This window comes from Methylobacterium sp. 17Sr1-1, from assembly GCF_003173775.1.
Classification (GTDB): Bacteria; Pseudomonadota; Alphaproteobacteria; order Rhizobiales; family Beijerinckiaceae; genus Methylobacterium.
Map to the genome: position 1 here is coordinate 2,948,878 of NZ_CP029552.1, position 26,853 is coordinate 2,975,730.

A 26,853-nucleotide genomic window follows, 5' to 3' on the forward strand; every position below is an offset into this window, starting at 1 on the left:
CGCAGCTTCGATCGGCGAGGTCGCGGGCCCGCGAGGGCCCGCGCCATCAGAGGGCTTCCGTCCCGCACCACTCAGCGACGAACAGCGCCATCGCGGTGGTGATGCGCTTGAGCGAGGCGAGGCTCACCCGCTCGTCGAAGCCGTGGATGTTCTCGCTCTTCGGGCCGTAGCAGAGCGCCGGCACCCGGTCGTAGAGGGCGTGGACCCGGGTATCGAGGTAGCCCGCCGTCATGAAGCTCTTCAGCGCGCTGCCGGTGGCCGCCTCGTGCGCCCGGCCGAGCACGGCCTCGGCTTCGGAGCCCTCGTCGAGCACGTAGCCTTCGGCGAAGAAGCCGTGGAAGGTGACGCTCGGCGGGCTGTTCGACAGGAAGGCGTCGTCCCGGGCGAAGGCCGCCACCGCCGCCTCGATCTCGCGGGCCGCGTCCGCGGCGCTGGTGCCCGGATAGATCGCGATGCGGCAGTCGATCCGGCACCAGGCCGGCACCGAGGAGGCCCAGTCGCCGCCCTCGATCCGCCCGATATTGAGGTTGATCGGGTGCGCCTCGCCCCCGAAATGCGGGCGCCCGGCCTTGTCCTCGTTCCAGCGCGCCTCGAGCCCGCGCAAAGCCCCGATCACCCGGTAGGCGGCGTCGATGGCGTTGGCGCCCGTGCCCATCTCGCGCACGTGCACCGGCCGGCCCCGGACCTCGACCCGGAACCACAGCACGCCGGTATTGGCGCGCACCAGCATCTCTTCCTCGGGCTCGGGAATCAGCACCGCGTCGGCGCGGTAGCCGCGCAGGTGGGTCATCAGGGCGCCGTTGCCGGTCGATTCCTCTTCGACCACCGATTGCAGCGTCACGGTGGCGGCGGGCTGGAGCCCGATGCGGCGGAGCGCGTCGAGGGCGAACAGGTTGGCGGCGTGGCCCGCCTTCATGTCGGCGCCGCCGCGGCCATAGAGCCAGTCGCCCTCCACCACCGGCTCGAAGGGCGGGTGGGTCCAGAGGTCGGCGGGGCCCGCCGGCACGACGTCGACATGGGCCTGGAGGATCAGCGAGCGCCCCGTCTCCTCCCGCGGCCGGTGGATGCCGACGACGATCGGCGCGTCGGAGTGCTCAGGCGCGAACCTGGCTCCGCCCGGATGCGCCTCGATCCGCTCCCGGTCCATCGCGAAGCGGTCCATGGCGTAGCCGCGCTCGCGAAAGCTGCGGAACACGAAATCCTGGATCGCCTGCTCCTGCCCGCGGGTCGAGGGGAAGCGGATCAGCGCCTGGGTATGGGCGATCTGGTCGGAAAAGCCGTCGGCGACGGCCGTGATGATGCGGTCGCGCAGGGCGGGGTCCAGGGGCATCGGGGGCTCCTTCGAGGCGGGCGTCCCGTCATAGCCCGTACGGAGGTGCGGCATCTATGCGCTGGAGGCGTAGGGGCTTGCGCGCTGCAATGACATCAGCCTCCCCACCCTTTCCCGGACGACTGAAGCGAAGCGGAAGGAGATCCGGGATCCAGCGGAGGAAGTGCCGCGAAGCGGCTCCGAATGGTGCACCGTCCCAGAAGGACGGACGCTTCGCGGCTTTTTTCGCTGGATCCCGGATCTCCTTCCACTTCGTTCCAGTCGTGCAGGCCCGTTCCGGGCCCGGAAAGGGGTTGAGAGTATCACGCCCCCAACCGCCCGATGATGTGGTCCGCGACGCGCAGCGCGTTGGCGATGATCGTCAGCGTCGGGTTCACGGCGCCGATCGACGGGAAGAAGCTCGCATCGGTCACGTAGAGGTTGTCGAGCTCGTGCGCCTTGCAGTCGAGGTCGAGGACCGAGGTCGCCGGGTCGGGGCCGAAGCGCAGCGTGCCGGCCTGGTGGGCGGTGCCGCCGATCGGCACGTCCTTGCCGAGGTAGAGCGAGCGGTCGAACAGGTGCGGGTGGATGTCGAGCTTCCCGCAGAGGTCGCGCAGCTTGGCCTTGAGCCGGTGCAGCGCCTCCTCGTTGGTTTGCTTGAGGTCGAGCCGCACCTTGTCGCCGTCGTAGAAGATCCGGTTCTCCGGGATCGGCAGGTCCTCGGTGGTGAGCCAGAAATCCAGCGAGTGCTTGGCGAGCCAGTCGAACGGCTTCTCCGGGAACCATTGCAGGAAGCCGGGCAGGCCCTCGCCGTGGATCTGCACCCCGTCCGACTTGCCGACCATCTGGATGTGGCCCAACGGAAACTCCCAGTCGTCGGCGCCGAAGTAGAAGTCGTTGAGGCCGAGCGTCTTCTGGAACTTGGTCGGGTTCGGGGTGCGGGAGATCGCCAGCACCGTCGAGTTGTTGTGCCGCATGTAGTTGCGGCCGACCTGCCCCGAGCGGTTCGCCAGCCCGTGCGGGTGGGCGTCGCTGGCGGAACGCAGCAGCAGCAGCGCCGAGGACAGGGCGCCGCAGGCCACCACGACGATGTCGCCGGTGAAGGTCTCGGTCGCGCTGCCGCGCCTGACCTCGACGCCGGTCACCGTCCGCCCGGACGGGTCGGTCAGCAGCCGGTCGACGTAGGACTTGGTCTTGAGGGTCAGGTTCGGATGCGCGGCCAAAGCCGGATCGACGCAGGCGATCTGCGCGTCGGCCTTGCCGTTGGTGATGCAGGGATAGCCGTCGAAGGCGTCGCAGCGGATGCAGGCCGAGTGCGGCAGCGGCTTGCCGTCCCGCTCCTCCAGCCGCACGCCCACCGGCAGGTGGAACGGGTGATGGCCCTCGCGCTTCAAGCCGTCGAACAGCTCCTGGATCCGGGGCTCGTGGGTGATCGGCGGGTAGGCGTAGGGTTTCGCGGCGGGCGGCTCGGTCGGGTCCTCGCCGCGCAGGCCGTGGACGTAGTAGAGCTCCTCCGCCGCCTGGTAGTAGGGCTCGAACACGTCGTATTTCAGCGGCCATTCCGGCGAGATCCCGTCCGGGTGGCGGACCTCGAAAAAGTCCTTCTCACGCAGGCGGAGCAGGACCGAGCCGTAGACCTTGCTGTTGCCGCCGACGAAGTAGTGCAGGCCGGGATGGAAGCTGGAGCCGTCGGCACCGTACCAGGTCTCCGGCGCCTGGTAGCGCGCCTCGACGAAGACCGCCTGGCTGTCCCAGTTCTCGCGCTCGCGGGGCAGGTAGTCGCCGCGCTCGAGCAGCAGGATGCGCTTGCCGGTCTGGGCCAGCCGCCACGCCATCGTGCCGCCGCCCGGCCCCGAGCCGATGATGACGACGTCGTAATGCCGGTTCTCGCTCATCGGCGGTCGTCCCTCCTGCGGCAGGCACGGGATGATCCGGGCCGCTCGGTCGTGCGAGCCGGATATGGCGGGGCTGGCGCGAACGTCGACCCGCCCCAGTTAGCTTTTCGCAGTGCGAAACAAGGCAGCGGGGATCCGGGACGATGGCCAGCTTCAGCATCGCGGTCGCCTTCGGCGTCCGGCTCCTCCTGGTGATGCTGTTCCTGCCGTTCAGCGCGCTCGACAAGATCCTGAATTTCCGCGGGGCGGTGGGCCAGGCGAAGCAGGCGGTCCACGCCACCGCACCCGCCACGGCGCTGATCCTCGCCGGCCTGTTCGTCGAGATCGTGATGTCGCTCGGCATCCTCACGGGCATCGCCGACCGCTTCGCCGCCTTCGTGCTCGCCGGCTATTGCGGCGTCACCGCGCTCCTGTGGAAGCAGTTCTGGAAGCCGGGCGATTTCTGGTCCGGCGGCAAGGGGCGCGAGCTTTTCTGGGATTTCTGGAAGAACCTCGCGCTCGCCGGCGGGTTTCTGCTCGTCACCTTCGGCACCGGGGCGAGCACCGTCGAGACTTTTTTCTCCGACCCCTTCGCCTCGTCGAAGCCCTACAGCGTCAGCGAGACCGCCCGATGAGCGACGACAAGCCAAAAATCCCCTACTGGCACCTCTGGGCCGACGCGGACGGGATCAGCCACCAGACCCGGTGCGCGTTCACCGAGTTCGAGGAGAAGTCGATGTCCCCGCCGGCCCCGCCGCAATGGCAGGGGCAGAAGACCCATGACGGCGCCACGGTCTTCGTCACCGTGCAGCCGGTCGGCTGGACCGGCGACTGGCACCCGAACCCGAAGCCGCAATGGATCATCCCGCTCTCGGGCCGCTGGTTCGTCGAATCGATGGACGGCACGCGGGTCGAGATGGGCCCGGGCGAGATCTCGTTCGGCGAGGACCAGAACGTGCGCGAAGTCGACGGCAAGAAGGGCCACCGCTCCGGCACGATCGGGGACGAGCCGGCGGTGCTGATGATCGTCCAGTACGATTCGGCCCCGACCACCGGCGCGGCCTGCCGGTTCCGGTGACGCCATGGATGGGTTCGAGATCCACGACGAGCGCTTCAAGCATTACATCCTGGGCAACGCCCCGCTCGAAGAGCTGGGCTCCGGCTTCCGCTGGATCGAGGGCCCGGTCTGGATGGGCGACGCCGATTGCCTGCTGTTCCAGGACCTGCCGCGCAACCGCACGATGCGGTGGATCGAGGGGGCCGGCTTCTCGGTCTACCGCGCGCCCTCGAACTACGCCAACGGCCAGACCCGCGACCGGCAGGGCCGACTGATCGCCTGCTCGCATCGCGGCCGCTGCCTGTACCGCACCGAGTACGACGGCACGGTCACGACGCTGGTCGAGCGGCACGCCGGCCGGCGCCTCAATTCGCCGAACGACGTGGTGGTGAAGTCCGACGGCACGATCTGGTTCAGCGATCCGGTCTACGGCATCGCGAACGACTACGAGGGCGGCCGCCAGACCTCCGAGCAGCCGCCGGCGCTCTACCGCTTCGATCCGGCGACGAACGAGATCACGGTGATGGCCGGCGATTTCGACGGCCCGAACGGCCTCGCCTTCTCGCCCGACGAGCGCCGTCTCTACGTGGCGGAGACCGGCGACCAGTCGAAGCCGAACCCGCGCCAGTACATCCGTGTCTTCGACGTCGCCCCCGACGGCGCGCTGTCGGGGGGCGACATCTTCCACACGATCTCGCCGGGCTATTGCGACGGAATGCGGGTCGACGAGGACGGCAACGTCTGGTCGAGCGCGGGCGACGGCGTGCATTGCATCAGCCCGGAGGGCAAGCTGATGGGCAAGATCCTGGTGCCCCACACGGTCTCGAACCTCACCTTCGGTGGGCCGACCAAGAACCGCCTGTTCATCGGCGGCTCGCACACGCTCTATTCCATCTTCCTCGACCGGCGCGGGGTGCAGACGCCGTGAGCGCCGGTCGCTCGGGCGCCCTGCGCCTCGCCCGCATCGTCCTCGTCTCAGGCAATCCGGACGCGCTGGCGGGCTTCTACCGCGGGGCTCTGGGCTTCACCGATGCCGAGGCGCCGCCGGCCTCGGACGTGCCCGGGGCACGGACCGTGCCGCTTCGCCTCGGCGACCAGCGCCTCGACCTCGTCGCAGTGACCCCGGCGGGCCGGCCCTATCCGGGCGACGTGCCGGGTTTCAGCCCGCTGTTCCAGCACTGCGCCATCATCGTCGCCGACATGGCGGCGGCCCATGCCCGCCTGTCGGCCCATCCGGGCTGGCGCCCGATCTCGACCGACGGGCCGGTGCGGCTGCCCGACTCGTCCGGCGGCGTGACCGCGTTCAAGTTCCGCGACCCCGAGGGCCATCCCCTCGAATTCCTGGCCTTCCCGCCCGCGGCGACGCCCGCGGCGTGGCGGCGGCCGGATGCGTCCGATCCCTGCCTCGGCCTCGACCACTCGGCGATCTCGGTCGCCGACACCGCCCGCAGCGTCGCGTTCTACGACTCCCTCGGGCTTCGCGTGGCGTCGCGCTCGCTCAATACCGGACCGGAACAGGCAAGCCTCGACGCCGTCGCCGACCCGACGGTCGAGGTGACGGGTCTCGGCTTCCCGGACGGGCGGCCGCCCCATGTCGAGCTGCTGTGCTACCGCGGCGGCCCCTCCCGGCCGGCCTCCGACCTCGCGGTGAACGACGTCGCGGCGACCCGCCTGGTGATCGCGATGGCGGATGAAGAGGTTCTGGCAGCAGCCTGCGCCGCTCATGCCGGACGATTGGTCTCGGGCGGAGGCGGCCCGCGGCCCGGCGGCGGCGCGGATGCGCTGTTGCGTGACCCGGACGGGCATCTGGTGTGGCTGACGGCAGGCTAAAAATCCAATCAACGAGTAATTACTTTCGATCATCCTGGTAAGAAGACCCAAGGAATCGAGCGCTCACTGCGTTATCCCGGAGCCGCGAAAGCGGAACCCGGGATGACGAGGAGGGCAACAATACCCTCGATCGAACCGACGAAAGTGTCGGAACAGGCACGCGCCGTCACTCACCGGCTCAAGCCGACGTCCCTCCCTCCTCGACCTGTCGATGCCGCACCACCGTGAACCCCTCCTCCTCGGTCGGCGGCACGAAGTAGCGCGTGAACAGGTCGAACTCCTCGTCGCTCACGGTGAATTCGTGCGTCCCGGCCGCGTTGCGATGGTGCAGGCGCACCTTGCACAGGGCGTCGTCGGCCGCGAGGGAGTGCAGCTGGTGCGCCACCTCCGCCTCGCGAAACAGCGTCCGCATCCAGGTCCGGCTCTCCGGCGTGTTGGCGGGGAAATCGAGCACCACCGACAGGCCGGCCCGCAGGAGCGCGACGAGGTGCGGCCCCATCGTGGCGCGCAGGCGCCGGCTGTTGCGGACGTCATCGGCGAGGGTCGCCTGCTCGCCCGGATGGAGCCCGGCGAGCCACTGGTCCTCCCGGACCAGGATCGTGCCGGGCCGCGTGGCCAGCGCAGCGGCGAGCGTCGATTGTCCAGCCGAGATCTTGCCGCACAGGAGGTACAGCACCGCATCGGTGACGGGCCTGGGACGAGACCTTCCGGGGGCGCCACAGGAGCGCCGTGGGCGTCACGGGGACGCGGACAGCCGACAACCCGGCCCGACGCTTCAGGCCGGGAGAAGAATTCGGCGCCGCGGCGCGATGGGGCGTGGGAAGGTCATGGGGTAATCGTGACCGCAGCCGGTCCGAGGGTCAAGCGGCCGGAACGATGTCGGGCCGCCAGGATCCGGCGGCCTGGACCCGGCGGGCGAGCGGTGCAGGAGTGCCGTGCCCGCTATGGCGCTGCAGCGCGATCTCGGCGCCGCGGCGCGACTGCTTCAGGGCGACGAGGCCCGACCAGCGCATCGCCACCTCGTGCCGCGCGACCAGCCGTCCGGCGGCGTCGTAGCGGCGCCAGCCGCAGCGGGCCCGGCCGTCGTCATCGATCTCGTCGTAGGTCTCGTAGCGGGCGACGAGCGTGCCGGCGGCGTCGAACTCGTCGTGGTACCAGCATACGCCGTCGGTCGGGGCGCCGCGGCTGCGCGAGCCCCGGATCACCAGGCGATGCTCGACGGGGATGCGAAAGATCGTCTCGAAGACGGGCGGCTGGAACAGCATGACCGTCGATACCCCCCTGACGTCGTGTCGCCGAATGGTTAGCGAGCGACAGGGTGCGATGCAGCATAACCGCCGTCAAGAGCACGGCGTTGCGGCAGGCGATGCTATTCGGGAGCCGACGGGTGCTCCTTTGGTCCAAGATGCCCTAGCTTCCGCGGCGGTGAGGCAACGGCCAAGGAATCTCAACGATGCGGGGCGGAACGCGGCGCGGCCGGGAGCGGATCGTTTCGAGTCTGATCGCGCTGACTTGGTTCGCGGGTGCAGGGAGCGCGCTCGCCGCCGAGGGCGATTGCTTCGATTACGGCGCGCTCGGGGCCGGCTCCGGTCCGAGCCTCGGCACGATCAAGCCCGGCGAGGCGCGGGTGCCGTTCGTGGCAAGCGCATCCGGCCGCAAGGGCTGCCCCGGGGCCGATCCCGCCTGCCGCGAGAAGGCCTTCCTGGTGCCGGGCAATACCGTGATCCTCGGCGGCACCGTACCGGGCTTCGTCTGCGCCACCTACGTCGGGCAGAAGGGCGCGGTCCGCGCCGGCTGGCTGCCGGAGAGCGCGGTGGCCCGGGAGCGGGCTCCACCGGCGCCGGCACCGAAGGACTGGACCGGCACCTGGACGGCGCCGGAGCAGACGATCACGATCCGTCCGGGCAAGGCCGCCGGCACCCTGGCGATCGAGGGCGACGCGACCTACGGCACCCTCGATCCCGACCGGGTCCGTCGCGGCGCCGTCAACATGGGCAGCGTCGCGGGAGAGGCGGCGCCGAGCGGCCACACCCTCGCCTTCACCATGGGGGACAAGGGCACGCTCCCCTTCACGGCCGGCGCGCCGACCGATTGCCGCCTGCGCCTTCAGCTGCTGCCGCCATTCCTGCTCGCCGAGGACAACAGCGCCTGCGGCGGCCTGAACGTCACCTTCGCCACCGTCTACCGCCGCACCAAGCCCTGATCCGGATCAGCAAGGAGCGACCCCCATGCGCCGCCATCGCCACGCCAAGATCGTCGCCACCGTCGGCCCGGCCAGCAACACGCCGGAACGGCTGAAGGCCCTCTTTCTCGCCGGGGTCGACACCTTCCGGCTCAACTTCTCCCACGGCACCCACGACGACCACGCCAAGGTCCACGCCGCGATCCGGGCGCTCGAACAGGAGACCGGCCGGCCGATCGGCATCCTGCAGGACCTCCAGGGGCCGAAGATCCGCATCGGCACCCTGCGGGGCGGCAAGGCGGAGCTTGCCACCGGCGACCGGATCCGCTTCGTGCGCGAGGGCCGGGAGGGCGGAACCGACGCGATCCCCCTGCCCCATCCCGAGATCTTCGCCGCGGTGGCGCCGGGCCAGGAGCTGCTCATCGACGACGGCCGGGTCCGGGTGCGGGTCGTCGGCGTCGACGACGCGGCGATCGACGCCGACGTGGTGGTGGGCGGGCCGATCTCCGACCGCAAGGGCGTCAACCTGCCGGGCACCGTGCTGGCCCTCTCGCCGCTGACCGAGAAGGACCGGCGCGACCTCGATTTCGGCCTCTCGCTCGGGGTCGACTGGGTGGCGCTCTCCTTCGTCCAGACCCCCTCCGACGTGATGGAGGCGCGCGGCCTGATCGCCGGCCGGGCCGGGCTGATCGCCAAGATCGAGAAGCCGTCGGCGCTCGATCACATCGAGGACATCATCCGCATCGCCGACGGGATCATGGTCGCCCGCGGCGATCTCGGCGTGGAGCTCCCGCCCGAGGACGTGCCGGGGCGCCAGAAGGAGCTGGTGCGCGCCTGCCGCCACGCGGTGAAGCCGGTGATCGTCGCGACGCAGATGCTCGAATCGATGGTCTCGGCGCCCTCCCCGACCCGGGCGGAGGCCTCGGACGTCGCCACCGCCGTCTACGACGGCGCCGACGCGGTGATGCTCTCGGCCGAGTCCGCGGCGGGGCGGTACCCGATCGAGGCGGTCTCGATCATGGACCGGATCATCCGCCGCACCGAGCAGCACCGGCTCTACCGCTCGCTGGTGCGGGCGAGCGAGCCGGAGGTCGAGGACAGCCCGCCCCACGCCGTGGCGGCCGCCGCCGCGACCCTCGCCGACGCGATCGAGGCGGCGGCGATCGTCGCCTTCACGTCGAGCGGCACCACCGCCGCCCGCATCGCCCGCAAGCGCCCCAACGTGCCGATCCTCGCCGCCACCTCCGACACGGCGGTGTCGCGCCGCCTCAGCCTGTACTGGGGCGCGCATTCCGTGCTCGGCCCGGAGATCGAATCCTACGAGGCCATGGTCGACCGCGCCGCCGAGGTCGCGGCGCAGGAAGGCTTCGCGCAGGCGCCGGACCTGGTGGTGGCGGTGGCCGGCATCCCGTTCGGCCGGGCGGGGACGACGAATAACCTGCGGGTGGTGGAGCTGGGGCGGAAGGCGAGCGGGGTGTAGGTTGCGTCGTCGTACGACGGAATCCGTCCACTCGGGGTCATCCCTGTGCTGTTTCCGTCCCACCCGCAACCTCATCCTGAGGTCCGAACGAAGTGAGCCTCGAAGGAGGCCTCCAGTGGTCTCGGCGACATCTGGAGGCCTCCTTCGAGGCTCCGCGATCTTCGATCGTGCGCGATCTCCGATCGCCGGCACCTCAGGATGAGGTCGCGGATGGGACAAGCGTTCGGCGGCGGTAGGCACGAAGCCCCAGCGCCGCACCGAGGGACGCTCCCATCATCCCCCATCCCGCAACCCCCAAAAGGTTCAAACGACTTCAAGTTGTGCGCACCGGATCGGCCTGCTACGCTAGGGCATCCGGACGAGACCGTTCGTCCCGAGAGGGTCATTGGCCCATGCGCACCCTCGTCGCCCTGATGACCCTGCTGGCCGTCGGCCAGGGCGCGCTCGCCGCCGGCAGCGGCGACCGGGATGCGGTGCGCGGGGCGATCCTGCGCCAGCAGGAGGCGTTCCGGCACGACGACGCGGCTGCCGCCTACGCCGAGGCGGCCCCCGCCATCCGGTCGATCTTCACGAGCCCCGAGACCTTCATCGGCATGGTGCGGCAGGGTTACGCCGCCATCTACCGCAACCGCCGGTTCGAGTTCGGCACCGACGAGGAACTGCCCGACGGCAGCCTCGCGCAAGGGGTGCGCATCCAGGACCAGGACGGCACCGACTGGGAGGCGCTCTACACCCTGGAGCGCGACGCGGACGGGGCGTGGCGGATCACCGGCTGCCGCCTGCGCAAGGCGCCGGGCGCCGGCGCCTGATCGGCCTGCCCGCACGCACGGCTGACGCGCGCGCCAGATTCGTGTAGGGCCTGCGGCAGCCTCAGGACTGATCACCGTGCTTCATGTTTCGACCCGCGGCGCCGCCGCGCCGCTGACCTTCACCGACGCGCTGCTCGCCGGCCTCGCCCGCGACGGCGGCCTGTACATCCCGCAGAGCTGGCCGCAGATCTCCCCCGAGACGATCGCGGGGCTCGCGGGACGGCCCTACGCGGAGGCCGCCAAGACCGTGCTGTCGCCCCTCGTCGACGGCGAGATCGCACAAGCCGATTTCGACCGGATGATCGACGAGGCCTACGCCACCTTCCGGCATCCGGCGGTCTGCCCGCTGACCCAGCTCGGCGACAACCTCTTCCTGCTCGAACTGCACCACGGCCCGACGCTCGCCTTCAAGGACGTGGCGATGCAGCTCCTCGGCCGGCTGATGGACCACGCGCTCAAGGCCAAGGGCAGCCGGGCGACGATCGTCGGCGCCACCTCGGGCGATACCGGCAGCGCCGCCGTCGAGGCGTTCCGCGGCCTCGACAACGTCGACGTGTTCATCCTCTATCCCCACGGCCGGGTGTCGGAGGTGCAGCGCCGGCAGATGACCACGGTCGACGCGCACAACATCCATGCGCTCGCCGTCGAGGGCACCTTCGACGATTGCCAGGCGATCGTGAAGGCGCTGTTCCAGCACCCGCGTTTCGCCGAGGACGTGCGCCTGTCGGGCGTCAACTCGATCAACTGGGCCCGCGTCGCCGCGCAGGCGGTCTATTACTTCACCAGCGCGGTGAGCTTGGGCAGCCCCTATCGCCCGGTCTCGTTCTCGGTGCCGACCGGCAATTTCGGCGACATCCTCGCCGGCTGGGCGGCCAAGCGCATGGGCCTGCCGGTCGGCCGGCTGATGATCGCCACCAACGCCAACGACATCCTGGCCCGCACGCTGGCGACGGGATCGTACGAGGTCCGGGGCGTGGCCCCGACCACCTCGCCGTCGATGGACATCCAGGTCTCGTCGAACTTCGAGCGCCTGCTGTTCGAGACCCTCGACCGCGACGCCTCCGCGGTGAACCGGCTGATGGCCGGCCTCAAGCAGTCGGGCGCCTTCACGCTCGACCCCGCGACGCTCGCGCGGATCCGGGCCGAGTTCGACGCGGCCGCCGTGCCCGAGGACGAGGTGGTGGCCGAGATCCGCGACGTCTACGAGGGCACCGGCCAGATCATCGATCCGCACAGCGCCATCGGCGTGCGCGCTGCCCGCAAGCTCGTGGCCGAGGATCCGGCGACACCGGTGGTGGCGCTCGCCACCGCGCATGCGGCGAAGTTCCCGGACGCGGTCGAGGCCGCGACCGGCATCCGCCCGGCCCTGCCGCCCCACCTCGCCGACCTCCTGGAGCGCCGCGAGCGCTTCACCGTGCTGCCGAACGACGAGGCGGCGGTCGAGCGGGCGATCCGCGAGCGCGCCCGCATCCTGGGACAAGCCGCATGAACCAGCATTTCGCGACGCTCGGCGCCTCGCCGGACCTCAAGATCACGCGGCTCTCCAACGGCCTCACCGTCGCCACCGAGGCGATGCCCGGGGTCGCCACCGCGACCCTCGGGGTCTGGATCGGCGCCGGCTCGCGCAACGAGCGGCCGGAGGAGCACGGGCTCAGCCACCTGATCGAGCACATGGCGTTCAAGGGCACGGCGACGCGCTCCGCCCGCCAGATCGCCGAGGACATCGAGAATGTCGGCGGCGAGATCAACGCCGCCACCAGCGTCGAGCAGACGAGCTACACCGCCCGGGTGCTGGGCGAGGATGCCGACGTGGCCCTCGACGTGCTCGGCGACATCCTGACCCGCTCGGCCTTCGAGGCCGGCGAGCTCGCCCGCGAGAAGGGCGTGATCCTCCAGGAATACGCCGCCGTCGAGGACACGCCCGACGACGTCGTCTACGACGCCTTCACCGAGGCCGCCTTCCCCGACCAGCCGATCGGCCGGCCGATCCTCGGGCGCCCGGAGACGATCAAGAGCTTCGACAAGATGGCGATCGAGGCCTATCTCGCTCGCGAATACACACCCGGCCGGATGGTGCTGGCGGCGGCCGGTGCCGTGGAGCACGAGGCGATCGTCGCTGCGGCCGAGAAGCATTTCGGGGCGATGCCGGCGGCGTCCGCGCCCGATTCGGTGCCCGGCCAGTATCGCGGCGGCGAGCGTAGGATGCCGCGCAAGCTCGAACAGGCCAACCTGGTGCTCGGCCTGCCCGGCCTGTCGTTCCGGGACGAATCCTACTACGCCACGCACCTCTTCGCGCAGGTGCTCGGCGGCGGGCTGACCTCGCGGCTCTGGCACGAGGTGCGCGAGACCCGCGGCCTCGCCTACGAGATCCACGCCTTCCACTGGCCGTTCAGCGATTGCGGCCTGTTCGGCATCGGCGCCGGCACCGCCGGCGCCGACCTGCCGGGCCTCGTCGAGGTGACGCTCGCCTGCCTGCGCGAGGCGGCCGACACGGTCGATTCCACCGAGCTCGCCCGGGCGAAGGCCCAGCTCAAGGTGGCCCTTCTCTCGGCGCTGGAGACGCCGGGCGGGCGCATCGAGCGCACGGCCCGCCAGTTGCTGGCCTGGGGCCGGGTGATCCCGGCCGCCGAGGTGATCGCCAAGGTCGACGCCGTGACCCCCGACGACGTGCGGGCGGCCGGCCGCGCGCTGATCGCCGGGGCGCCGACGATCGCGGCGATCGGGCCGATCAAGAAGCTGCAGAGCCTGGAAGCGGTGAGCAAGGTGCTGAAGGCGGGGTGAGCGGGTCCCGGCACGCGCCACGGCCTTAACCCTCCCCCTCTGCGGGGGAGGGTGCCCCACGAAGTGGGGCGGGAGAGGGGACGCCGCTTCCGGATAGGACCGAACCGGTGTGAAGGGCGCCACCTGGATCAGCGTCGCGCCGCCCCTCTCCCGGCCTGCTCCGCAGGCCACCCTCCCCCACAGAGGGGGGAGGGTTCGGGGCGGCGCCCTCGCGAGGTGTTCCCTAGCGCTCCGCCCAAAATCGACAATCGAATCGACTCCATCCCGCGCGCAGCAAGACGTCTCGACTGCTGCCCCGCCGCCCGAACTAGGCCGAACGGTCGAGTGTCGGCTCTCCGCCAGTCTCCGTAGAAGCAACCTGCAGTCGAGCGCGCGAGTGCCCGAAGGCAGGTCCTGCGCGGCCGAAGTCCCGGGGTCGAGGAGATTGGCAGCTCACGCCCTCCCGCCCACGGAACAACCGCGTCAGCGCCTTGGAAAAAGCACACGACGGCCGGGGGCGGCCGGCGGAACGGTCGGGTGCGAGACATGGGATTCGAAAGCGTCGCGTGGCGCGAGGCGACGCTGGGCCGGAGCGTATCGGCGCGCGGGCCCGGGCTGCATACCGGCCGGGCCGCCCGCGTCACCCTGGCACCGGCGCCCGCCGGCCACGGCATCCGCTTCGCGGTGCGCTGCGCCGGGACCTCGGCCGAGGTGCCGGCCGGAACGGCGGACTGGGTCGCGAGCCGGATGAGCACCGCCCTCGCTGTCGGCGAGGGGCGCAAGTTGCGCACCATCGAGCACCTGATGGCGGGCCTCGCGGCCTCCCGCATCGACAATGCGGCGGTCACCGTCGAGGGGACCGAGATCCCGATCCTCGACGGCTCGGCGGCGCGCTGGTGCGCGCTGATCGATGCCGCCGGGCGGGTACCGCAGGACCGGCCACGCCAGGTTCTGCGCATTCGCGCGCCGTTTCAGGTCGACGGAATGCACGGCTTCCTGCGCGCCGAGCCGGCCGACGCCTTCGAGGTCGATGTCAGCACCGACCGGCTGCCGGGCTTCGGCGTGCTGCGCTGGTCGGGCCCGATCGATCCGGCCACGTTCCGGGCCGAGATCGCCCCGAGCCGCAGCTTCGGCAACGCTTCGCTGATCTGGCGCACCCTGCTCAAGACCCGCCTCGCCCGCACTCTCCTGCCGGCGTCGACTCGGGAGACACTCTGGGCCCGCTCGTTCGAGTCCCAGACCGTGCGGGCCGACGACCTCGTGCCCACGGTCACGCGGCCGGAATGCCGGCGCTCGATCTGTCCCGAGACGGAGGAACGGATGCACCCGCGGGACCGCGAGCCGCTGCTGCGCGGCGCCCGTCCCGGGCGGGTCGCGATCCTGCTCGGCGGACGGGTGCTCGGCGGCGCGCGCTTCCCCGACGAGCCGGTGCGGCACAAGATCCTCGACCTCGTCGGCGATCTGGCTCTCGCCGGCCGGCCGATCCTCGGGCGCATCGTGGCGAATTGCCCGACCCACGCGCTGACCTTCGCGTTCCTCACCGAGCTGATGCGCCATCCGGAATGCTGGGAGGTGGTCTCGCTGGCCGAGCCCGGTCACGAAGCGGTCGGCACCGATCGCGAAGGGATCGGCACAACTTGATTTGGCCGCAAAGCGGAGCGATCGAAGCCGGACGACGGTCGCGCTCGTAGGCGACAGGGGAGATCCGGGGCCTCCGCCTTGCTCGGAAGCTTGGGCGTCAGTACGGTCCGGCACCTCCCCGAGCCGCCCCGTGGCCGTCCCTGTCCGGTCGGAAGTCGCCGAAGCTTGCGCACGCTCTCACTCGTCCTCGCCTGCCTCGCGGCCCTTGCCGGGCTGCTCCTCGCCGCGCCGGAGGCCCGCGCGGTCGAGGCCGTGCGCGTCACCCTCGATTCGCAGGCCATCGATCTCACCCCGGCGATCGAGCGCTACCGCTCCGACGGCGACCTGATCCAGATCTCCACGGCGCCCGGCAAGGACGGCATCGTGCGCCGCATCGCCGTGAAGGCGCGCGAGACCGGGGCGCGGCCGGACTGGATGGTGTTCGCGCTCACCAACGACACCGACGAGCAGATCGATCGCGTCCTCGTCGCCCCGCATTTCCGCCTCGTCGGCTCCGGCGTGGTCTGGCCCGATCTCGGCGGCTCGCGCATCGCCGCGATCACGGCGAGCCAGGGCATTCGCCCTGAGCGCGACGAGAGCCCGGACGCCGACCAGTTCGTCATCACGCTGGATCCCGGCACCACCGTCACCTTCGTGGCGGAGCTGCGCACGCCGAACGTGCCGCAGGTCTATCTCTGGGACCAGGACGCCTACCGCAAGAAGGCGACCGGGCTGACCCTCTACAAGGGCATCATCATCGGCATCGCCGGGCTGCTGGCGCTGTTCCTGACCATCGTGTTCGTGGTCAAGGGCGCCATCATCTTCCCGGCCGCGGCGGCCCTCGCCTGGGCGGTGCTGGCCTATGCGTGCATCGATTTCGGGTTCTTCCAGCGCATCTTCCCGGTGACGGAGGCGGCGGAGCGGATCTACCGCGCCTCGGCGGAAGCGGTGCTCGGCGCGACGCTGCTGGTGTTCCTGTTCGCCTACCTCAACCTCGCCCGCTGGCACGTGCGCTACAGCCACGTCGCGCTGATCTGGCTGCTGTTCCTCGCCGGTCTCGTGGGCCTCGCCGTCATCGACCCGCCGGTGGCGGCGGGCGTGGCGCGGATCTCGGTCGCCACGGTGGCCGGCGTCGGGCTGCTGCTGGTGGTCTATCTGGCGATCCACAACGGCTACGACCGGGCGATCCTGCTGATCCCGACCTGGCTGCTGCTGCTCGCCTGGGTGGTGGCGGCGGGCTTCGCCATCACCGGCCAGCTCCACAACGACCTCGTCCAGCCGGCCCTCATCGGCGGCCTGGTGCTGATCGTGATGCTGATCGGCTTCACGGTGCTCCAGCACGCCTTCGCGGGCGGGGGCCTCGGCAACAGCCTCGTCTCCGACACCGAGCGGCGGGCGCTGGCCCTGACCGGCGCCGGCGACGTGGTGTTCGACTGGGACGTGCCGGGGGACCGGGTCTTCGCCGGACCCGAGATCGAGGGGCAGCTCGGCCTCAAGCGCGGGGCGCTCGAGGGGCCGCAGGCGAACTGGCTCTCCCTGCTCCACCCCTTCGACGTCGAGCGCTACTCGGCCGCCCTCGATACCGTGATCGAGGAGCGGCGCGGCCGGATCTCCCAGGATTTCCGCCTGCGCTCGGCCGCAGGCCCCTATTACTGGTTCCGCCTCAAGGCGCGGCCGGTGATCGGCACCGACGGCGAGGTGGTGCGCATCGTCGGCACCATCGCGGACGTGACCGAGGCGAAGATCGCCGAGGAGCGGCTGCTGCACGACGCCGTCCACGACAACCTCACCGGCCTGCCCAACCGCGAATTGTTCAACGACCGGCTCGATGCGGCGCTGGCGCTGGCGAGCCAGGACCCGCGCCTGAAGCCCACCCTGTTCGTGGTCGACATCGACCGGTTCAAGCAGGTCAACGACGCGATCGGGCTCTCGGCCGGCGATTCGATCCTGCTGACCCTGTCGCGCCGCCTCAACCGGCTGCTGCGGCCGCAGGACACGCTGGCGCGGGTCGCCGGCGACGAGTTCGCCATCATCCTGCTCTCCGAGCGCGATCCCGACCGGATCATCGCCTTCGCCGACAGCATCCGCCGGGCGATCACGACGCCGATCACCTACGCCGACCGCGAGATCTTCCTGACGCCCTCGATCGGCGTCGCCCTGCACGAGGCGGGCGCGGTGGTGAAGCGCGACGACGTGGTGAAGAACGCCGAGCTCGCCATGATCAACGGCAAGCGCCAGGGCGGCGACCGGATCGAGGTCTACCGCCCGACCATGCGCTCCGACCGCGGCGAGCGGATGATGCTGGAGAGCGACCTGCGCCGGGCGCTGGAGCGCAACGAGATCAAGGTGCTCTTCCAGCCGATCGTGCGCCTGGAAGACCGCACGGTGGCGGGGTTCGAGACCGTCCTGCGCTGGGACCATCCGCGGCTCGGCCGCGTCGCCCCCCAGGTTTTTTTGCCGATCGCAGAGGAATCCGGGCTCATCGTCAATCTCGGCGTGTTCGCCCTGGAGCGCACCGCGGCGGAACTCGCCGCCTGGCAGCAGGCGCTGGTGGTCGAGCCGCCGATCTTCGCCTCCGTCAACCTGTCCTCGCGCCAGCTCCTGCGCCACGACCTGCTGCACGACGTGAAGACCGTGCTCGCCCGCACCGGCGTCGTCCCCGGCTCGCTCAAGCTGGAGCTGACCGAGGCCCTGGTGATGGAGAACCCGGAATACGCCGCCCAGATGCTCGCCCGCATCCACGAGCTCGGCGCGGGCCTGTGCCTCGACGATTTCGGCACCGGCTACTCGGCGCTGACCTACATGCAGCGCTTCCCCTTCGACACGATCAAGATCGACCATTCCTTCGTGCGCCAGATGGCGAACGGGCGCTCGGGGATCCTGCGCTCGATCGTCCGGATGGCGCAGGAACTGGGGCTCGAGATCGTCGCCGAGGGCGCCGAGTCGGAAGCCGACGCCCTGGCGCTGGCCGAGATCGGCTGCGACTACGCGCAGGGCTTCGCCTTCGGCGAGCCGATGTCGGTCCTGCAGGCGCGGCAATTGGTGGGGGCGGCGCCGGAGGCGGCGTGAGGGCAGGCGTTTGGCTCCGGCGGATTTCACACCCACAGGGTCATTCCGGGGCCGCGCAGCGGAGCCCGGAATCCATACACTCAGGTTATGCAGAAAGAGGCGGAGCGCTCTCCGCCTTGTCCTGAACCATCCGCGGTTCTGGATTCCGGGCTCCGCTGCGCGGCCCCGGAATGACGAAGAGGGTGGTATTTCCGTAGCGTGACGCGAGCGACTCCGTCACGCAGGTGACCACCTTCCCCCGTACTGCGCTGGGGCGCCGGCCTAGAACACCGCCTGCCCCATCAGCACCGCCGCGATCACGATCACCACGGCGATCACCAGGAACAGCCCGAACAGAAGGCGCGCGATGCCGCGGGCGCCCGACGCCACGTTGGTGAAGCCGAGCGCGCCGGCCACCAGCGAGATCACGAAGAAGATGATCGCCCATTTCAACATGGCGGGAGCACTCCGGTCCGAGAAAAAAGCCGCTGCGATAACCGACACCGCCACGCTTCGTTCCGAGCCGTCCACCGCTCCCCGCCCCGCCGGGCTGCGCCGTTCGTCCGCATTGCTGAACGACGCCTCCGCGCGCTACACCCGGCGCCGATGTCGATGGATGCCAAGGCGATGGGTCCCAAGGCGATGGGTCGTCTCACGCGGCTGGCGCAGCCCGGCCACTTCATGCGCTGGTCCGGGTCCCTCCTGCCCTGGGTGGCGGGCCTCGCCCTCCTGCTGCTGGCGGTGGGCCAGTACATGACCTGGTTCGTGGCCCCGCCCGACTACCAGCAGGGCGAGACGGTGCGGATCATGTACATCCACGTGCCGGCGGCCTGGATGGCGGTGTTCTTCTACGGCGCCATGGCGGTCTCGGCGCTCGGCACCCTGATCTGGCGCCATCCGCTGGCCGACGTGGCGCAGCGCGCCGCCGCCCCGATCGGCGCCGCCTTCACGCTGATCTGCCTCGTCACCGGCTCACTCTGGGGCAAGCCGATGTGGGGCACCTACTGGGTGTGGGACGCGCGCCTGACCTCGATGCTCGTGCTGTTCCTGATCTATTGCGGGCTGCTCGCCCTGTGGCGCACCATCGAGGACCCGAACCGGGCCGCCCGGGCGGTCGCGATCCTGACCCTCGTCGGCGCCGTCAACCTGCCGATCATCAAGTTCTCGGTGAACTGGTGGTCGACCCTGCACCAGCCGGCCTCGATCCTGCGGATGGGCGGGCCGACCATCCACCCGACCATGCTCCATCCCCTGCTGGTGATGATCGCCGCCGCCTCCGTGCTCGGCATCGCCCTGCACATCCAGGCGATGCGCACCGAGATCCTGCGCCGGCGCGTGCGCACGCTCACGATCCTCGAGGCCGAGCGGCTCGACGCCGCCCTCCTCGCCCCGCAGGCGGCCTGACCCGCATGGATCTCGGACCTCACGCCGCCTTCATCCTCGGCGCCTACGGCTTCACCGCCCTGGTGATCCTCGGCCTGGTCGCCAACGCGATCCTCGACCGGCGGGCGCAGGAGCGGGCGCTCGCCCGGCTCGCGCAGGAACCGACACCGCGGGGCCGCCGGTGAGCGACGCCCCCGTGCACCCGGTGGAGGAGACCGAGGAGGCGCCGCGCCGCGGCCGGCTGCTGTTCCTGCTGCCGCTCCTCGCTTTCGCGGCGCTGGCCGGGATCTTCCTCGGCAAGCTCCTCACCACCGGCTACGACCCCTCGGCCATCCCCTCGGCGCTGATCGGCCGTCCGGTGCCGGACTTCGTCTTGCCGCCGGTGCCCGGCCTGGCCCGGCAGGACGGCGCCGCGGTACCGGGCCTGTCGGCCGCCGACCTCAAGGGCAAGGTGACGGTGCTGAACGTCTGGGCCTCGTGGTGCGCGCCCTGTCAGGTCGAGCATCCGATGCTGGTGCGGCTGTCCCGCGACGGGGTGAACCTCGTCGGCATCGACTACAAGGACCAGCCCGAGAACGGCCGCCGCTTCCTCGGCCGCCACGGCAATCCGTTCCGGGCCGTGGGCGCCGACGAGGCCGGTCGCGTCGGCATCGATCTCGGGGTCTACGGCGTGCCGGAGACCTTCGTCATCGGGCCGGACGGGCGCATTCGTGAGAAGCTCGTCGGGATCCTGACGCCGGAGAACTACGACGCGTTCCTGGCCCGGGTGCGGGCGATGCAATAGGGGCGAGGCTCAGACCTCGCCCTCTGTCCCGGATTTCCTTCCGCTGACGCTCCAGTCGTCCGGGATAGGGGTGAGGCTATCGCCTCACCCCTACTTGGGCAGCGCGTAGATATTCACCTCCAGCGCATCGTCCGACGGGCCCCCGAGCGGGGTCAGGTACTCCTCGACGAAGGCGTCCTGGACGAGGATGCCCTTGGCGTCGAGATAGGCCGTCACCGTCTCGTAGGTCTGGTCGATGCCCTCGTAGGAGCCCTTGTGGGTGAAGCGCAGGGCCTTGCCGCTCGGCGTCGCGCCGAAGCGCAGGTCGTCCGGCAGCCCGGCCGGGCGCGGGTTCGGGGCGGCCTCGACCGGCACCATCACCTCGAACTGGAAGCCGTCGTCGTCGGTGCGGGTGAAGACCGAGATCGGCTTGCCGACGGCCTTGATGCCGGCCTGGCCGAGGGCCGCCTCGACCTTGGCGATGGCGTCCTTGAGGCTCGGCAGCGCCTGGTCCCACTTGGCGTTGCCGGACAGGATCGCGGCGGGCTTGGCCGGCAGCGTCACCTCGTCGACGTCGGACGGGTCGCCCGGATTGGCGACCAGCGGCGGGCGCCCCGCGGCCGGGGGTACCGGCGTCGCGGGCGGCAGCGCCTTCTCGGGCGCCGGCGGGGTCGGGGCCTGGTTGGTCCCGGGGCCCGGGCCGGGCGCCGTCGTGGTCGGCAGCGGGGTCGATTGCGCCGGCGACGGCGTGCCGGCCGGGGGCGCGGCGGGCGAGGGAGCCGGCGCCGGGGCGGGCTGCGGCGCCGGGACTTGCTGGGACAAGACCGGGGCGCTGCAGGCCAGGGCGGCCGCGAGGCCGATCGCGATCGTCGGGAGGCGGGTCTTCATCACGGGCGGAGCGCTCCGGGCGGCTTCAGCGTGGGCCGGCATCGCCGGCCGGATCGAACGCGTCAAGCGCAAAGCCGTTGCGGGCTCATCGCGAGAGCGTGAGGACGCCGGTCTCGAAGCGATGCCCACCCGGCTCGCCCCCGCGCCGGTTCTGGTCCATACACCGCCCCGACCCCATCTCAGCCCCGCCCGCCGGAGAATCCCGCCCGTGTCCCCCCTCGCCCATCGCCGCTTCCTGAAGATGAACGGGCTCGGCAACGAGATCGTGGTGCTGGACCTGCGCGGGAGCGACATCCGGGTCCAGCCGGAGGAGGCCCGGGCCATCGCCGCCGACCCGGCCTCGCGCTTCGACCAGATGATGGTGCTGCACGACCCCGTCACCCCGGGCACCGACGCCTATGTGCGGATCTACAACACCGACGGCTCGGAGGCCGGCGCCTGCGGCAACGGTACCCGCTGCGTCGCCTGGGCGATGCTCGACGATCCCGTGATGGCGCGTCCGACCCTCGGCGAGCATCTGGTGCTCGAGACGAGGCCCGGCCTCCTCGAGGTCGTGCGCGTGTCAGCCCTGGATTTCACCGTCGACATGGGGGCGCCGCGGCTGGCCTGGAACGAGATCCCCCTCGCCGAGCCCTTTCCCGATACCCGCCGCATCGAGCTCCAGGTCGGGCCGATCGACGACCCGGTGCTGCACTCGCCGGGCGCGGTCAGCATGGGCAACCCGCACGCGGTGTTCTTCGTCGAGCGCGATCCCGACACCTACGACCTCGCCCGGGTCGGCCCGCTGCTCGAATCGCACCCGATCTTCCCGGACCGGGCGAACATCTCCATCGCCCAGGTGATCGACCGCGCCCATATCCGCCTGCGGGTCTGGGAGCGCGGCGCCGGGCTGACGCGGGCCTGCGGCACCGCCGCCTGCGCGGCGCTCGTCGCGGCCGCGCGCCTGCGCCTCACCGGCCGCGAGGCCACGGTGACGCTGCCCGGCGGCGACCTGCGCATCGCCTGGGGCGAGGACGACCACGTCCGCATGACCGGCCCGACCGAGCTGGAGCACGAGGGCACCTTCGCGGCCTCGCTATTCGAGGCGGCCGCGTGAGCGTCGAGGTCCTGAGCTTCGGCTGCCGCCTCAACGCCGCCGAATCGGAGGCGATGCGCCGGCAGGCGGAAGAGGCGGGCCGCACCCACCTTCTCCTCGTCAATACCTGCGCGGTCACCGTCGAGGCCGGACGGCAGGCCCGCAAGGCGATCCGGGCCGCCGTGCGGGCCAACCCCGCGGCGCGGGTAGTGGTGACCGGCTGCGGTGCGCAGGTCGAGACCGAGGCCTACGCCGCCATGCCGGAGGTGGCGGAGATCCTCGGCAACCGGCGCAAGCTCGATCCCGCGGTCTGGGCCGAGGCCTCGCCCGAGCGGGTGCGGATCGACGACGTGATGGCGCCGGGTGCCGACCCGCTCCCCGAGGCGACGCCGATGCGGGCGCGCACCCGCGCCTTCCTGCCGGTGCAGAACGGCTGCGACCACCGCTGCACCTTCTGCGTCATCCCCTTCGGCCGCGGCAACTCGCGCTCGGTGCCAGTGGCGGCGGCCGTGGCGCAGGTCCGCGCCCTGGTCGAGCAGGGCACCCGCGAGGTGGTGCTCACCGGCGTCGACCTGACGGCCTATGGCCGCGACCTCGGCGACCTCACGCTCGGCGCGCTGGTGCGGACGATCCTGCGCGCGGTGCCCGCGCTCGACCGCCTCCGCCTGTCCTCGATCGACTCCGTCGAGGCCGATCCGGAACTGGTCGCGGCCTTCGCCGAGGAGCCGCGGCTGATGCCGCATCTCCACCTCTCGCTCCAGGCCGGCGACGACCTGATCCTCAAGCGAATGAAGCGCCGCCACGGCCGGGACGACGCGATCCGGTTCTGCGCTGAGATCCGCTCCTTGCGCCCCGACGCGGTGTTCGGCGCCGACCTGATCGCCGGCTTCCCGACCGAGACCGAGGCCCAGTTCGCCCGCTCGCTTGACCTCGTCGAGGAATGCGGCCTCGCGCAGCTCCACGTCTTCCCCTACTCGCCCCGCCCCGGCACGCCGGCCGCCCGGATGCCGCAGGTCGCCTCAGGTGAGATCCGCGATCGGGCTGCGCGCCTGCGCGAGGCGGGCGCCGCGGCCTTCGCCCGCCGCCTCGACCGCGAGGTGGGAGAGACCCGCCGGGTGCTCGCCGAGCGCGGCGGCACCGGGCGGACGGAAGGTTTTTTGCCGGTGCGGCTGCCGGAAGGGATGGAGGCGGGGGCCCTGGTCGATCTGCGCATCGCCGGGCATGACGGGCGGGTGTTGCGGGCGGCGTGAGGGATGTCCGGCGTCGGTCGTGCCATCTTCCATCGCCGTCCCGGGTTCCGCTTCGCGGCACCGGGATGGCGAGGAGAGTTGTGGAGTGGCGTGGGTCGGACGAAACGGCGAGGGCCGAAGTTTTGCTGACCTTCACCCCTCCCCCATCCCGCACGCTCTCAACCCCTCCCGCATATGCCCCGGCGCCGGCGCCTCGACCGTGATCGCCGGCTTCTTCGGGTAGAGCGGTAGCGCCAGCGCCCTCGCGTGGAGCTGCAGGCCCGGCCCGCCCTGGCGCGGGGCACTGCCGTAGACGGAGTCGCCGAGGATCGGCCAGCCCATCGCGGCGCAATGCACCCGCAGCTGGTGGGTGCGCCCGGTCACCGGGGTCAGCGCCAGCCAGGTCCGCCCGGCGGCCGGATCGCGCCCCATCACCCGCCAGCGGGTGAGCGAAGGGTCGCCGGCGGGATCGGTCTTCATCCACCAGCTGCGCGGGTCGTCGGAGCGGCGCATCAGCGGCAGATCGATCTCGCCGGTCTCCTCCGACGGGCCGCCCTCGACCAGCGCCCAGTAGGTCTTCTCCGCCCGACCTTGGGCGAACAGGGCGTTCAGCCGGGCCAGCGCCTTGGCGTGCCGGCCGAGGGCGAGGCAGCCCGACGTGTCGCGGTCGAGGCGATGGGCGGCCTCCGGGCGGCGCGGCAGGCCGAAGCGCAGGGCGTCGAGGTGCCGGGTCAGGGTCTCGCCGCCCTTCGGCCCGGGATGCACCGGCAATCCCGCCGGCTTGTCGATGACGAGCACCAGGGCATCGCGGTAGAGGAGCCGCGAGAGTATGTCGTCGACGATCATGGGCCTGTCGATCATGGGCCTTTGGATCATGAGCCTGTCGCAGGGGCGGCGGATGCGGGCGAAGTCCGGGGCAGGCCGCCCTAGATCGTCCGGTGGGTCGGGAGCAAGTGCGGATGAGTGACACCAAGAAGCCGGGCTGGTTGGGCCGACTGCTCGGCCGCAAGGCCGAGGCGCCGGCGGAGACTCCCGCCGAGACGCCCGCCGCGGCTCCCGAGACCAGTGCCGCGCCCGATCCCGCCGAGACGATGCCGACGGAGCCGACCGGCACCCTGTCGGAGGGCGTGCCCGACTTCGCCACCGGCGCCGACGAGGTGCTGCCGGCGCCGCCGACCGTGACGGAAGCCTCGCCCGACACCGAGCCGGAGCACGACCTGCCCGACGAGCTGGCCGGCGCCGACCTGGAGCCGGTGGAGGGCGTGCAGCCGGAAGGCCAGGTGCCGGCGGCCGCCGAGCCCGAGATGCAGGAATCCGCGGTCGAGGAATTCGGGGTCGACGAGAGCGAGATCCAGGAGCCCGAGACTCTCGACTCCGAGCCTGCCGCGCTCGTGATCTACCAGCCCCCGGCGGAGACCGAGGCGCCGGCGGAGAAGCGCAGCTGGTGGGGCCGGCTGACCGGGGGTCTCAAGCGCACCTCCTCGGCCCTGTCCGACCGGGTGACCGGGCTGTTCACCAAGCGCAAGCTCGACGCCGACACCCTGGAGGAGCTGGAGGACGCGCTGATCCAGGCCGATTTCGGTCTCGAGACCGCGACCCGGATCGCCGAGGCGGTCGGCAAGGGCCGCTACGAGAAGGGCATCGCCCCCGACGAGGTGCGGGCGATCCTGGCCACCGAGGTCGAGCGCGCCCTCGCTCCGGTGGCGCAGCCGCTCGTCATCGACACGACGAAGAAGCCGTTCGTGATCCTGATGATCGGCGTCAACGGCGCCGGCAAGACCACGACGATCGGCAAGCTGACCCAGAAATTCCGGGCGCAGGGGCACAGCGTGATGCTGGCTGCCGGCGACACCTTCCGGGCCGCGGCGATCGAGCAGCTGCGGGTCTGGGGCGAGCGCACCGGCGCGCCGGTGGTGGCCCGCCCGCAGGGCTCGGACGCCGCCGGCCTCGCCTACGACGCGCTCCAGGCCGCCCGCGACGCCGGCACCGACATCCTGCTGATCGACACCGCCGGCCGGCTCCAGAACAAGGCCGGGCTGATGGCCGAGCTGGAGAAGGTGATCCGGGTGATCCGCAAGCTCGACGCCGAGACGCCCCACGCCGTGCTCCTCGTCCTCGACGCCACGGTGGGCCAGAACGCGCTCAGCCAGGTCGAGACGTTCCAGAAGATGGCGGGGGTCACCGGCCTCGTCATGACGAAGCTCGACGGCACGGCGCGGGGCGGCATCCTGGTGGCGCTCGCCGCCAAGTTCGGCCTGCCGGTGCACTATATCGGCGTCGGCGAGGGGGTCGACGACCTGGAGCCCTTCGCGGCGCGGGACTTCGCCCGGGCGATCGCGGGGCTGGAGAAGGGGTGATGAGCGGGTGTCTCGCCCCTTACAGGTTGGTGCGGCTACGATATTCGACAGTGTAGCGCGGTTCCCCTCTCCCGTGTGGGAGAGGGGTTAGGGGTGAGGGTGGCGCGCTTCAGTTTAATGCACTGAGCGTGGTGCTGGCATCTCGACAGTCGAGTTCTAGTTTGAACCGTCTCCACCCTCACCCCTACCCCTCTCCCACACGGGAGAGGGGATCCCGCGCTTTTTTCTAACAGGTACCTGCAAGACAGACACAGCACTATTCTGCGCAATAGGCCGCCATTCCCTCCGCCAGCGCGTCGAAGGCCACCCGGCAGCGGCGCAAGGCACGCAGGTCCTCGTGTATCGCCACGAAGGTCGGCAGCGCCCAGACCAGCTCCGGCAGCACCCGGACCAGGTCCGGGTCGCGGGCGGCGAGCGCCGTGTGGCAGGCGCCGAGGCCGAAGCCGGCCCGGAGCGCCGCGAGCTGCGCGAGCGTGCTGTCGCTGCGCCAGGCGAAGGGCGTCTCGCCGAGGGCGGGCGCCGCCCGCATCATCGCCCGCAGGAACGGCGTCTCGGCGTCGAAGCCGATCACGCTGTGGCGGGCGAGCTCCGCCGGATGCTCGGGCACGCCGCGCCGGTCGAGGTAGCGGCGGTGCCCGTAGAGGCCCAACTCCACCGTGCCGACCCGGCGCGCCACCAGCGCCGCTTGGCTCGGCGGCGCCATGCGGATCGCGATGTCGGCGTCGCGCCGCAACAGGTCCTGCATCCGGTCTGAGAGCACCACGTCGAGGGCGAGGCCGGGATGGCGCGCGTGCAGGGCGGCGAGGATCGGCGGCAGCACCTCGGCGCCGACCACCTCCGAGGCGGTGATCCGCACCCTGCCCGACAGGCCCTCGGCTTCCGCCGTCACCGCCCGGCGCAAGGCGTCCGCCGTCGCCTTCAGGGACGCGGCGTAGGGCGCCAGAGTCAGCGCCGCCCCGGTCGGCGTCAGGCCGGCGGGCGAGCGGGTGAACAGGGCGACGCCGAGCGCCTGCTCCAGGGCCGCGATCTGTCGGCCGAGGGTCGGCTGGGTCAGGCCGAGCGCCCGCGCCGCGCCGGAGAGCGAGCCTTCCTCCAGCACGGCGAGCGCGGCGCGATAATGGTCCCAACTCGGCTCGGTCATGCGAAACCGTATAGCCGATCGCCGGCATTCGGCAATTTTCGTATTCCA

The 26,853-nt window shown here is 71.3% G+C and carries 25 protein-coding genes; 17 read left to right on the plus strand and 8 right to left on the minus strand.

The genetic code is table 11. From position 1 onward, the window contains the following. Positions 1–46: 46 nt before the first annotated feature. Together DK412_RS13270 and DK412_RS13275 are read right to left on the minus strand one after the other, a co-directional pair. Positions 47–1,330 (minus strand): ArgE/DapE family deacylase, encoded by a 1,284-nt coding sequence (locus tag DK412_RS13270; protein ID WP_109972327.1) that lies wholly within the window; start codon positions 1,328–1,330, stop codon positions 47–49. Between the two features lie 302 nt (positions 1,331–1,632). Next, positions 1,633–3,204, minus strand: a complete 1,572-nt coding sequence (locus DK412_RS13275) for a GMC family oxidoreductase (RefSeq protein WP_109972328.1) — start codon at positions 3,202–3,204, stop codon at positions 1,633–1,635. A gap of 143 nt (positions 3,205–3,347) precedes the next feature. Between DK412_RS13275 and DK412_RS13280 the strand changes: the two genes are divergently transcribed. From DK412_RS13280 to DK412_RS13295, 4 genes are read left to right on the plus strand one after another with little or no spacing between them, the layout of a single operon-like run. Then, complete coding sequence (locus DK412_RS13280; protein WP_093564403.1) at positions 3,348–3,818, plus strand: DoxX family protein; 471 nt, start codon at positions 3,348–3,350, stop codon at positions 3,816–3,818. Beyond that, entirely contained in the window at positions 3,815–4,261 is a 447-nt protein-coding gene (locus tag DK412_RS13285) for a cupin domain-containing protein (protein WP_109972329.1), read from the plus strand. The genes DK412_RS13280 and DK412_RS13285 overlap by 4 nt, the downstream gene beginning before the upstream one ends. A gap of 4 nt (positions 4,262–4,265) precedes the next feature. Further along, positions 4,266–5,168 (plus strand): SMP-30/gluconolactonase/LRE family protein, encoded by a 903-nt coding sequence (locus DK412_RS13290; RefSeq protein ID WP_109972330.1) that lies wholly within the window; start codon positions 4,266–4,268, stop codon positions 5,166–5,168. Next, the gene (locus DK412_RS13295; RefSeq protein WP_109972331.1) at positions 5,165–6,070 is read left to right on the plus strand and encodes a VOC family protein; all 906 of its coding nucleotides are present in this window, start codon (positions 5,165–5,167) and stop codon (positions 6,068–6,070) included. Before DK412_RS13290 ends, DK412_RS13295 begins: the two co-directional genes overlap by 4 nt. 178 nt (positions 6,071–6,248) lie before the next feature. On the opposite strand, the gene DK412_RS13300 is transcribed toward DK412_RS13295, so the two are convergent. Then, on the minus strand, positions 6,249–6,746 hold the full coding sequence (locus DK412_RS13300; RefSeq protein WP_109972332.1) for an ATP-binding protein: 498 nt from the start codon (positions 6,744–6,746) through the stop codon (positions 6,249–6,251). 184 nt (positions 6,747–6,930) lie between these two features. Next, a complete protein-coding gene (locus DK412_RS13305) occupies positions 6,931–7,335 on the minus strand; it encodes a hypothetical protein (RefSeq protein ID WP_245447634.1) in 405 nt (134 codons plus the stop codon). Positions 7,336–7,523: 188 nt separating this feature from the next. Here DK412_RS13305 and DK412_RS13310 point away from each other — a divergent pair, with 188 nt between their 5' ends. The 7 genes from DK412_RS13310 (at position 7,524) to DK412_RS13340 (ending at position 17,990) form a co-directional block, all read left to right on the plus strand. Next, positions 7,524–8,273, plus strand: a complete 750-nt coding sequence (locus DK412_RS13310) for a hypothetical protein (RefSeq protein WP_109972333.1) — start codon at positions 7,524–7,526, stop codon at positions 8,271–8,273. Positions 8,274–8,298: 25 nt separating this feature from the next. Beyond that, on the plus strand, positions 8,299–9,732 hold the full coding sequence (pyk, locus tag DK412_RS13315) for a pyruvate kinase (protein WP_109972334.1): 1,434 nt from the start codon (positions 8,299–8,301) through the stop codon (positions 9,730–9,732). A 392-nt stretch (positions 9,733–10,124) separates the two neighbouring features. Then, entirely contained in the window at positions 10,125–10,541 is a 417-nt protein-coding gene (locus DK412_RS13320) for a DUF4864 domain-containing protein (protein ID WP_109972335.1), read from the plus strand. 76 nt (positions 10,542–10,617) lie between these two features. Then, positions 10,618–12,030 carry a threonine synthase gene (gene thrC / locus DK412_RS13325; protein WP_109972336.1) on the plus strand — a complete coding sequence of 471 codons (1,413 nt, stop codon included), beginning with the start codon at positions 10,618–10,620 and terminating at the stop codon, positions 12,028–12,030. Further along, a complete protein-coding gene (locus DK412_RS13330; RefSeq protein WP_109972337.1) occupies positions 12,027–13,322 on the plus strand; it encodes a pitrilysin family protein in 1,296 nt (431 codons plus the stop codon). Before thrC ends, DK412_RS13330 begins: the two co-directional genes overlap by 4 nt. 525 nt (positions 13,323–13,847) lie before the next feature. Next, positions 13,848–14,942, plus strand: coding sequence for a UDP-3-O-acyl-N-acetylglucosamine deacetylase (locus DK412_RS13335; protein WP_109972338.1), 1,095 nt, complete (start codon positions 13,848–13,850; stop codon positions 14,940–14,942). Positions 14,943–15,107: 165 nt separating this feature from the next. After that, a complete protein-coding gene (locus DK412_RS13340) occupies positions 15,108–17,990 on the plus strand; it encodes an EAL domain-containing protein (RefSeq protein ID WP_109972339.1) in 2,883 nt (960 codons plus the stop codon). Positions 17,991–18,251: 261 nt separating this feature from the next. On the opposite strand, the gene DK412_RS13345 is transcribed toward DK412_RS13340, so the two are convergent. After that, positions 18,252–18,425, minus strand: a complete 174-nt coding sequence (locus DK412_RS13345) for a DUF1328 domain-containing protein (RefSeq protein ID WP_093564380.1) — start codon at positions 18,423–18,425, stop codon at positions 18,252–18,254. 186 nt (positions 18,426–18,611) lie between these two features. Here DK412_RS13345 and DK412_RS13350 point away from each other — a divergent pair, with 186 nt between their 5' ends. The 3 genes from DK412_RS13350 to DK412_RS13360 are packed head-to-tail and all read left to right on the plus strand — an operon-like array spanning position 18,612 to position 20,136. Continuing rightward, entirely contained in the window at positions 18,612–19,373 is a 762-nt protein-coding gene (locus tag DK412_RS13350; protein ID WP_204165605.1) for a heme ABC transporter permease, read from the plus strand. Between the two features lie 5 nt (positions 19,374–19,378). Continuing rightward, positions 19,379–19,537: a heme exporter protein CcmD gene (gene ccmD / locus DK412_RS13355; protein ID WP_109972340.1), complete on the plus strand. Its 159-nt coding sequence runs from the start codon at positions 19,379–19,381 to the stop codon at positions 19,535–19,537. Between the two features lie 11 nt (positions 19,538–19,548). Next, positions 19,549–20,136, plus strand: a complete 588-nt coding sequence (locus DK412_RS13360; RefSeq protein WP_109975251.1) for a DsbE family thiol:disulfide interchange protein — start codon at positions 19,549–19,551, stop codon at positions 20,134–20,136. A gap of 90 nt (positions 20,137–20,226) precedes the next feature. Here DK412_RS13360 and DK412_RS13365 read toward each other — a convergent pair whose 3' ends face one another. After that, on the minus strand, positions 20,227–21,003 hold the full coding sequence (locus DK412_RS13365) for a GyrI-like domain-containing protein (RefSeq protein WP_245447636.1): 777 nt from the start codon (positions 21,001–21,003) through the stop codon (positions 20,227–20,229). Positions 21,004–21,211: 208 nt separating this feature from the next. On the opposite strand from DK412_RS13365, the gene dapF reads away from it, so the two are divergent. After that, positions 21,212–22,099 (plus strand): diaminopimelate epimerase, encoded by an 888-nt coding sequence (gene dapF, locus DK412_RS13370; RefSeq protein WP_109972342.1) that lies wholly within the window; start codon positions 21,212–21,214, stop codon positions 22,097–22,099. Continuing rightward, positions 22,096–23,328: a tRNA (N(6)-L-threonylcarbamoyladenosine(37)-C(2))-methylthiotransferase MtaB gene (gene mtaB, locus DK412_RS13375; RefSeq protein ID WP_109972343.1), complete on the plus strand. Its 1,233-nt coding sequence runs from the start codon at positions 22,096–22,098 to the stop codon at positions 23,326–23,328. Before dapF ends, mtaB begins: the two co-directional genes overlap by 4 nt. A gap of 132 nt (positions 23,329–23,460) precedes the next feature. On the opposite strand, the gene DK412_RS13380 is transcribed toward mtaB, so the two are convergent. Continuing rightward, complete coding sequence (locus DK412_RS13380; protein ID WP_109975252.1) at positions 23,461–24,153, minus strand: RluA family pseudouridine synthase; 693 nt, start codon at positions 24,151–24,153, stop codon at positions 23,461–23,463. A gap of 113 nt (positions 24,154–24,266) precedes the next feature. On the opposite strand from DK412_RS13380, the gene ftsY reads away from it, so the two are divergent. Beyond that, positions 24,267–25,664, plus strand: coding sequence for a signal recognition particle-docking protein FtsY (gene ftsY, locus DK412_RS13385; protein ID WP_109972344.1), 1,398 nt, complete (start codon positions 24,267–24,269; stop codon positions 25,662–25,664). Between the two features lie 256 nt (positions 25,665–25,920). Here ftsY and DK412_RS13390 read toward each other — a convergent pair whose 3' ends face one another. Next, positions 25,921–26,805 (minus strand): LysR family transcriptional regulator, encoded by an 885-nt coding sequence (locus DK412_RS13390; RefSeq protein WP_109972345.1) that lies wholly within the window; start codon positions 26,803–26,805, stop codon positions 25,921–25,923. Between the last annotated feature and the right edge of the window lie 48 nt (positions 26,806–26,853).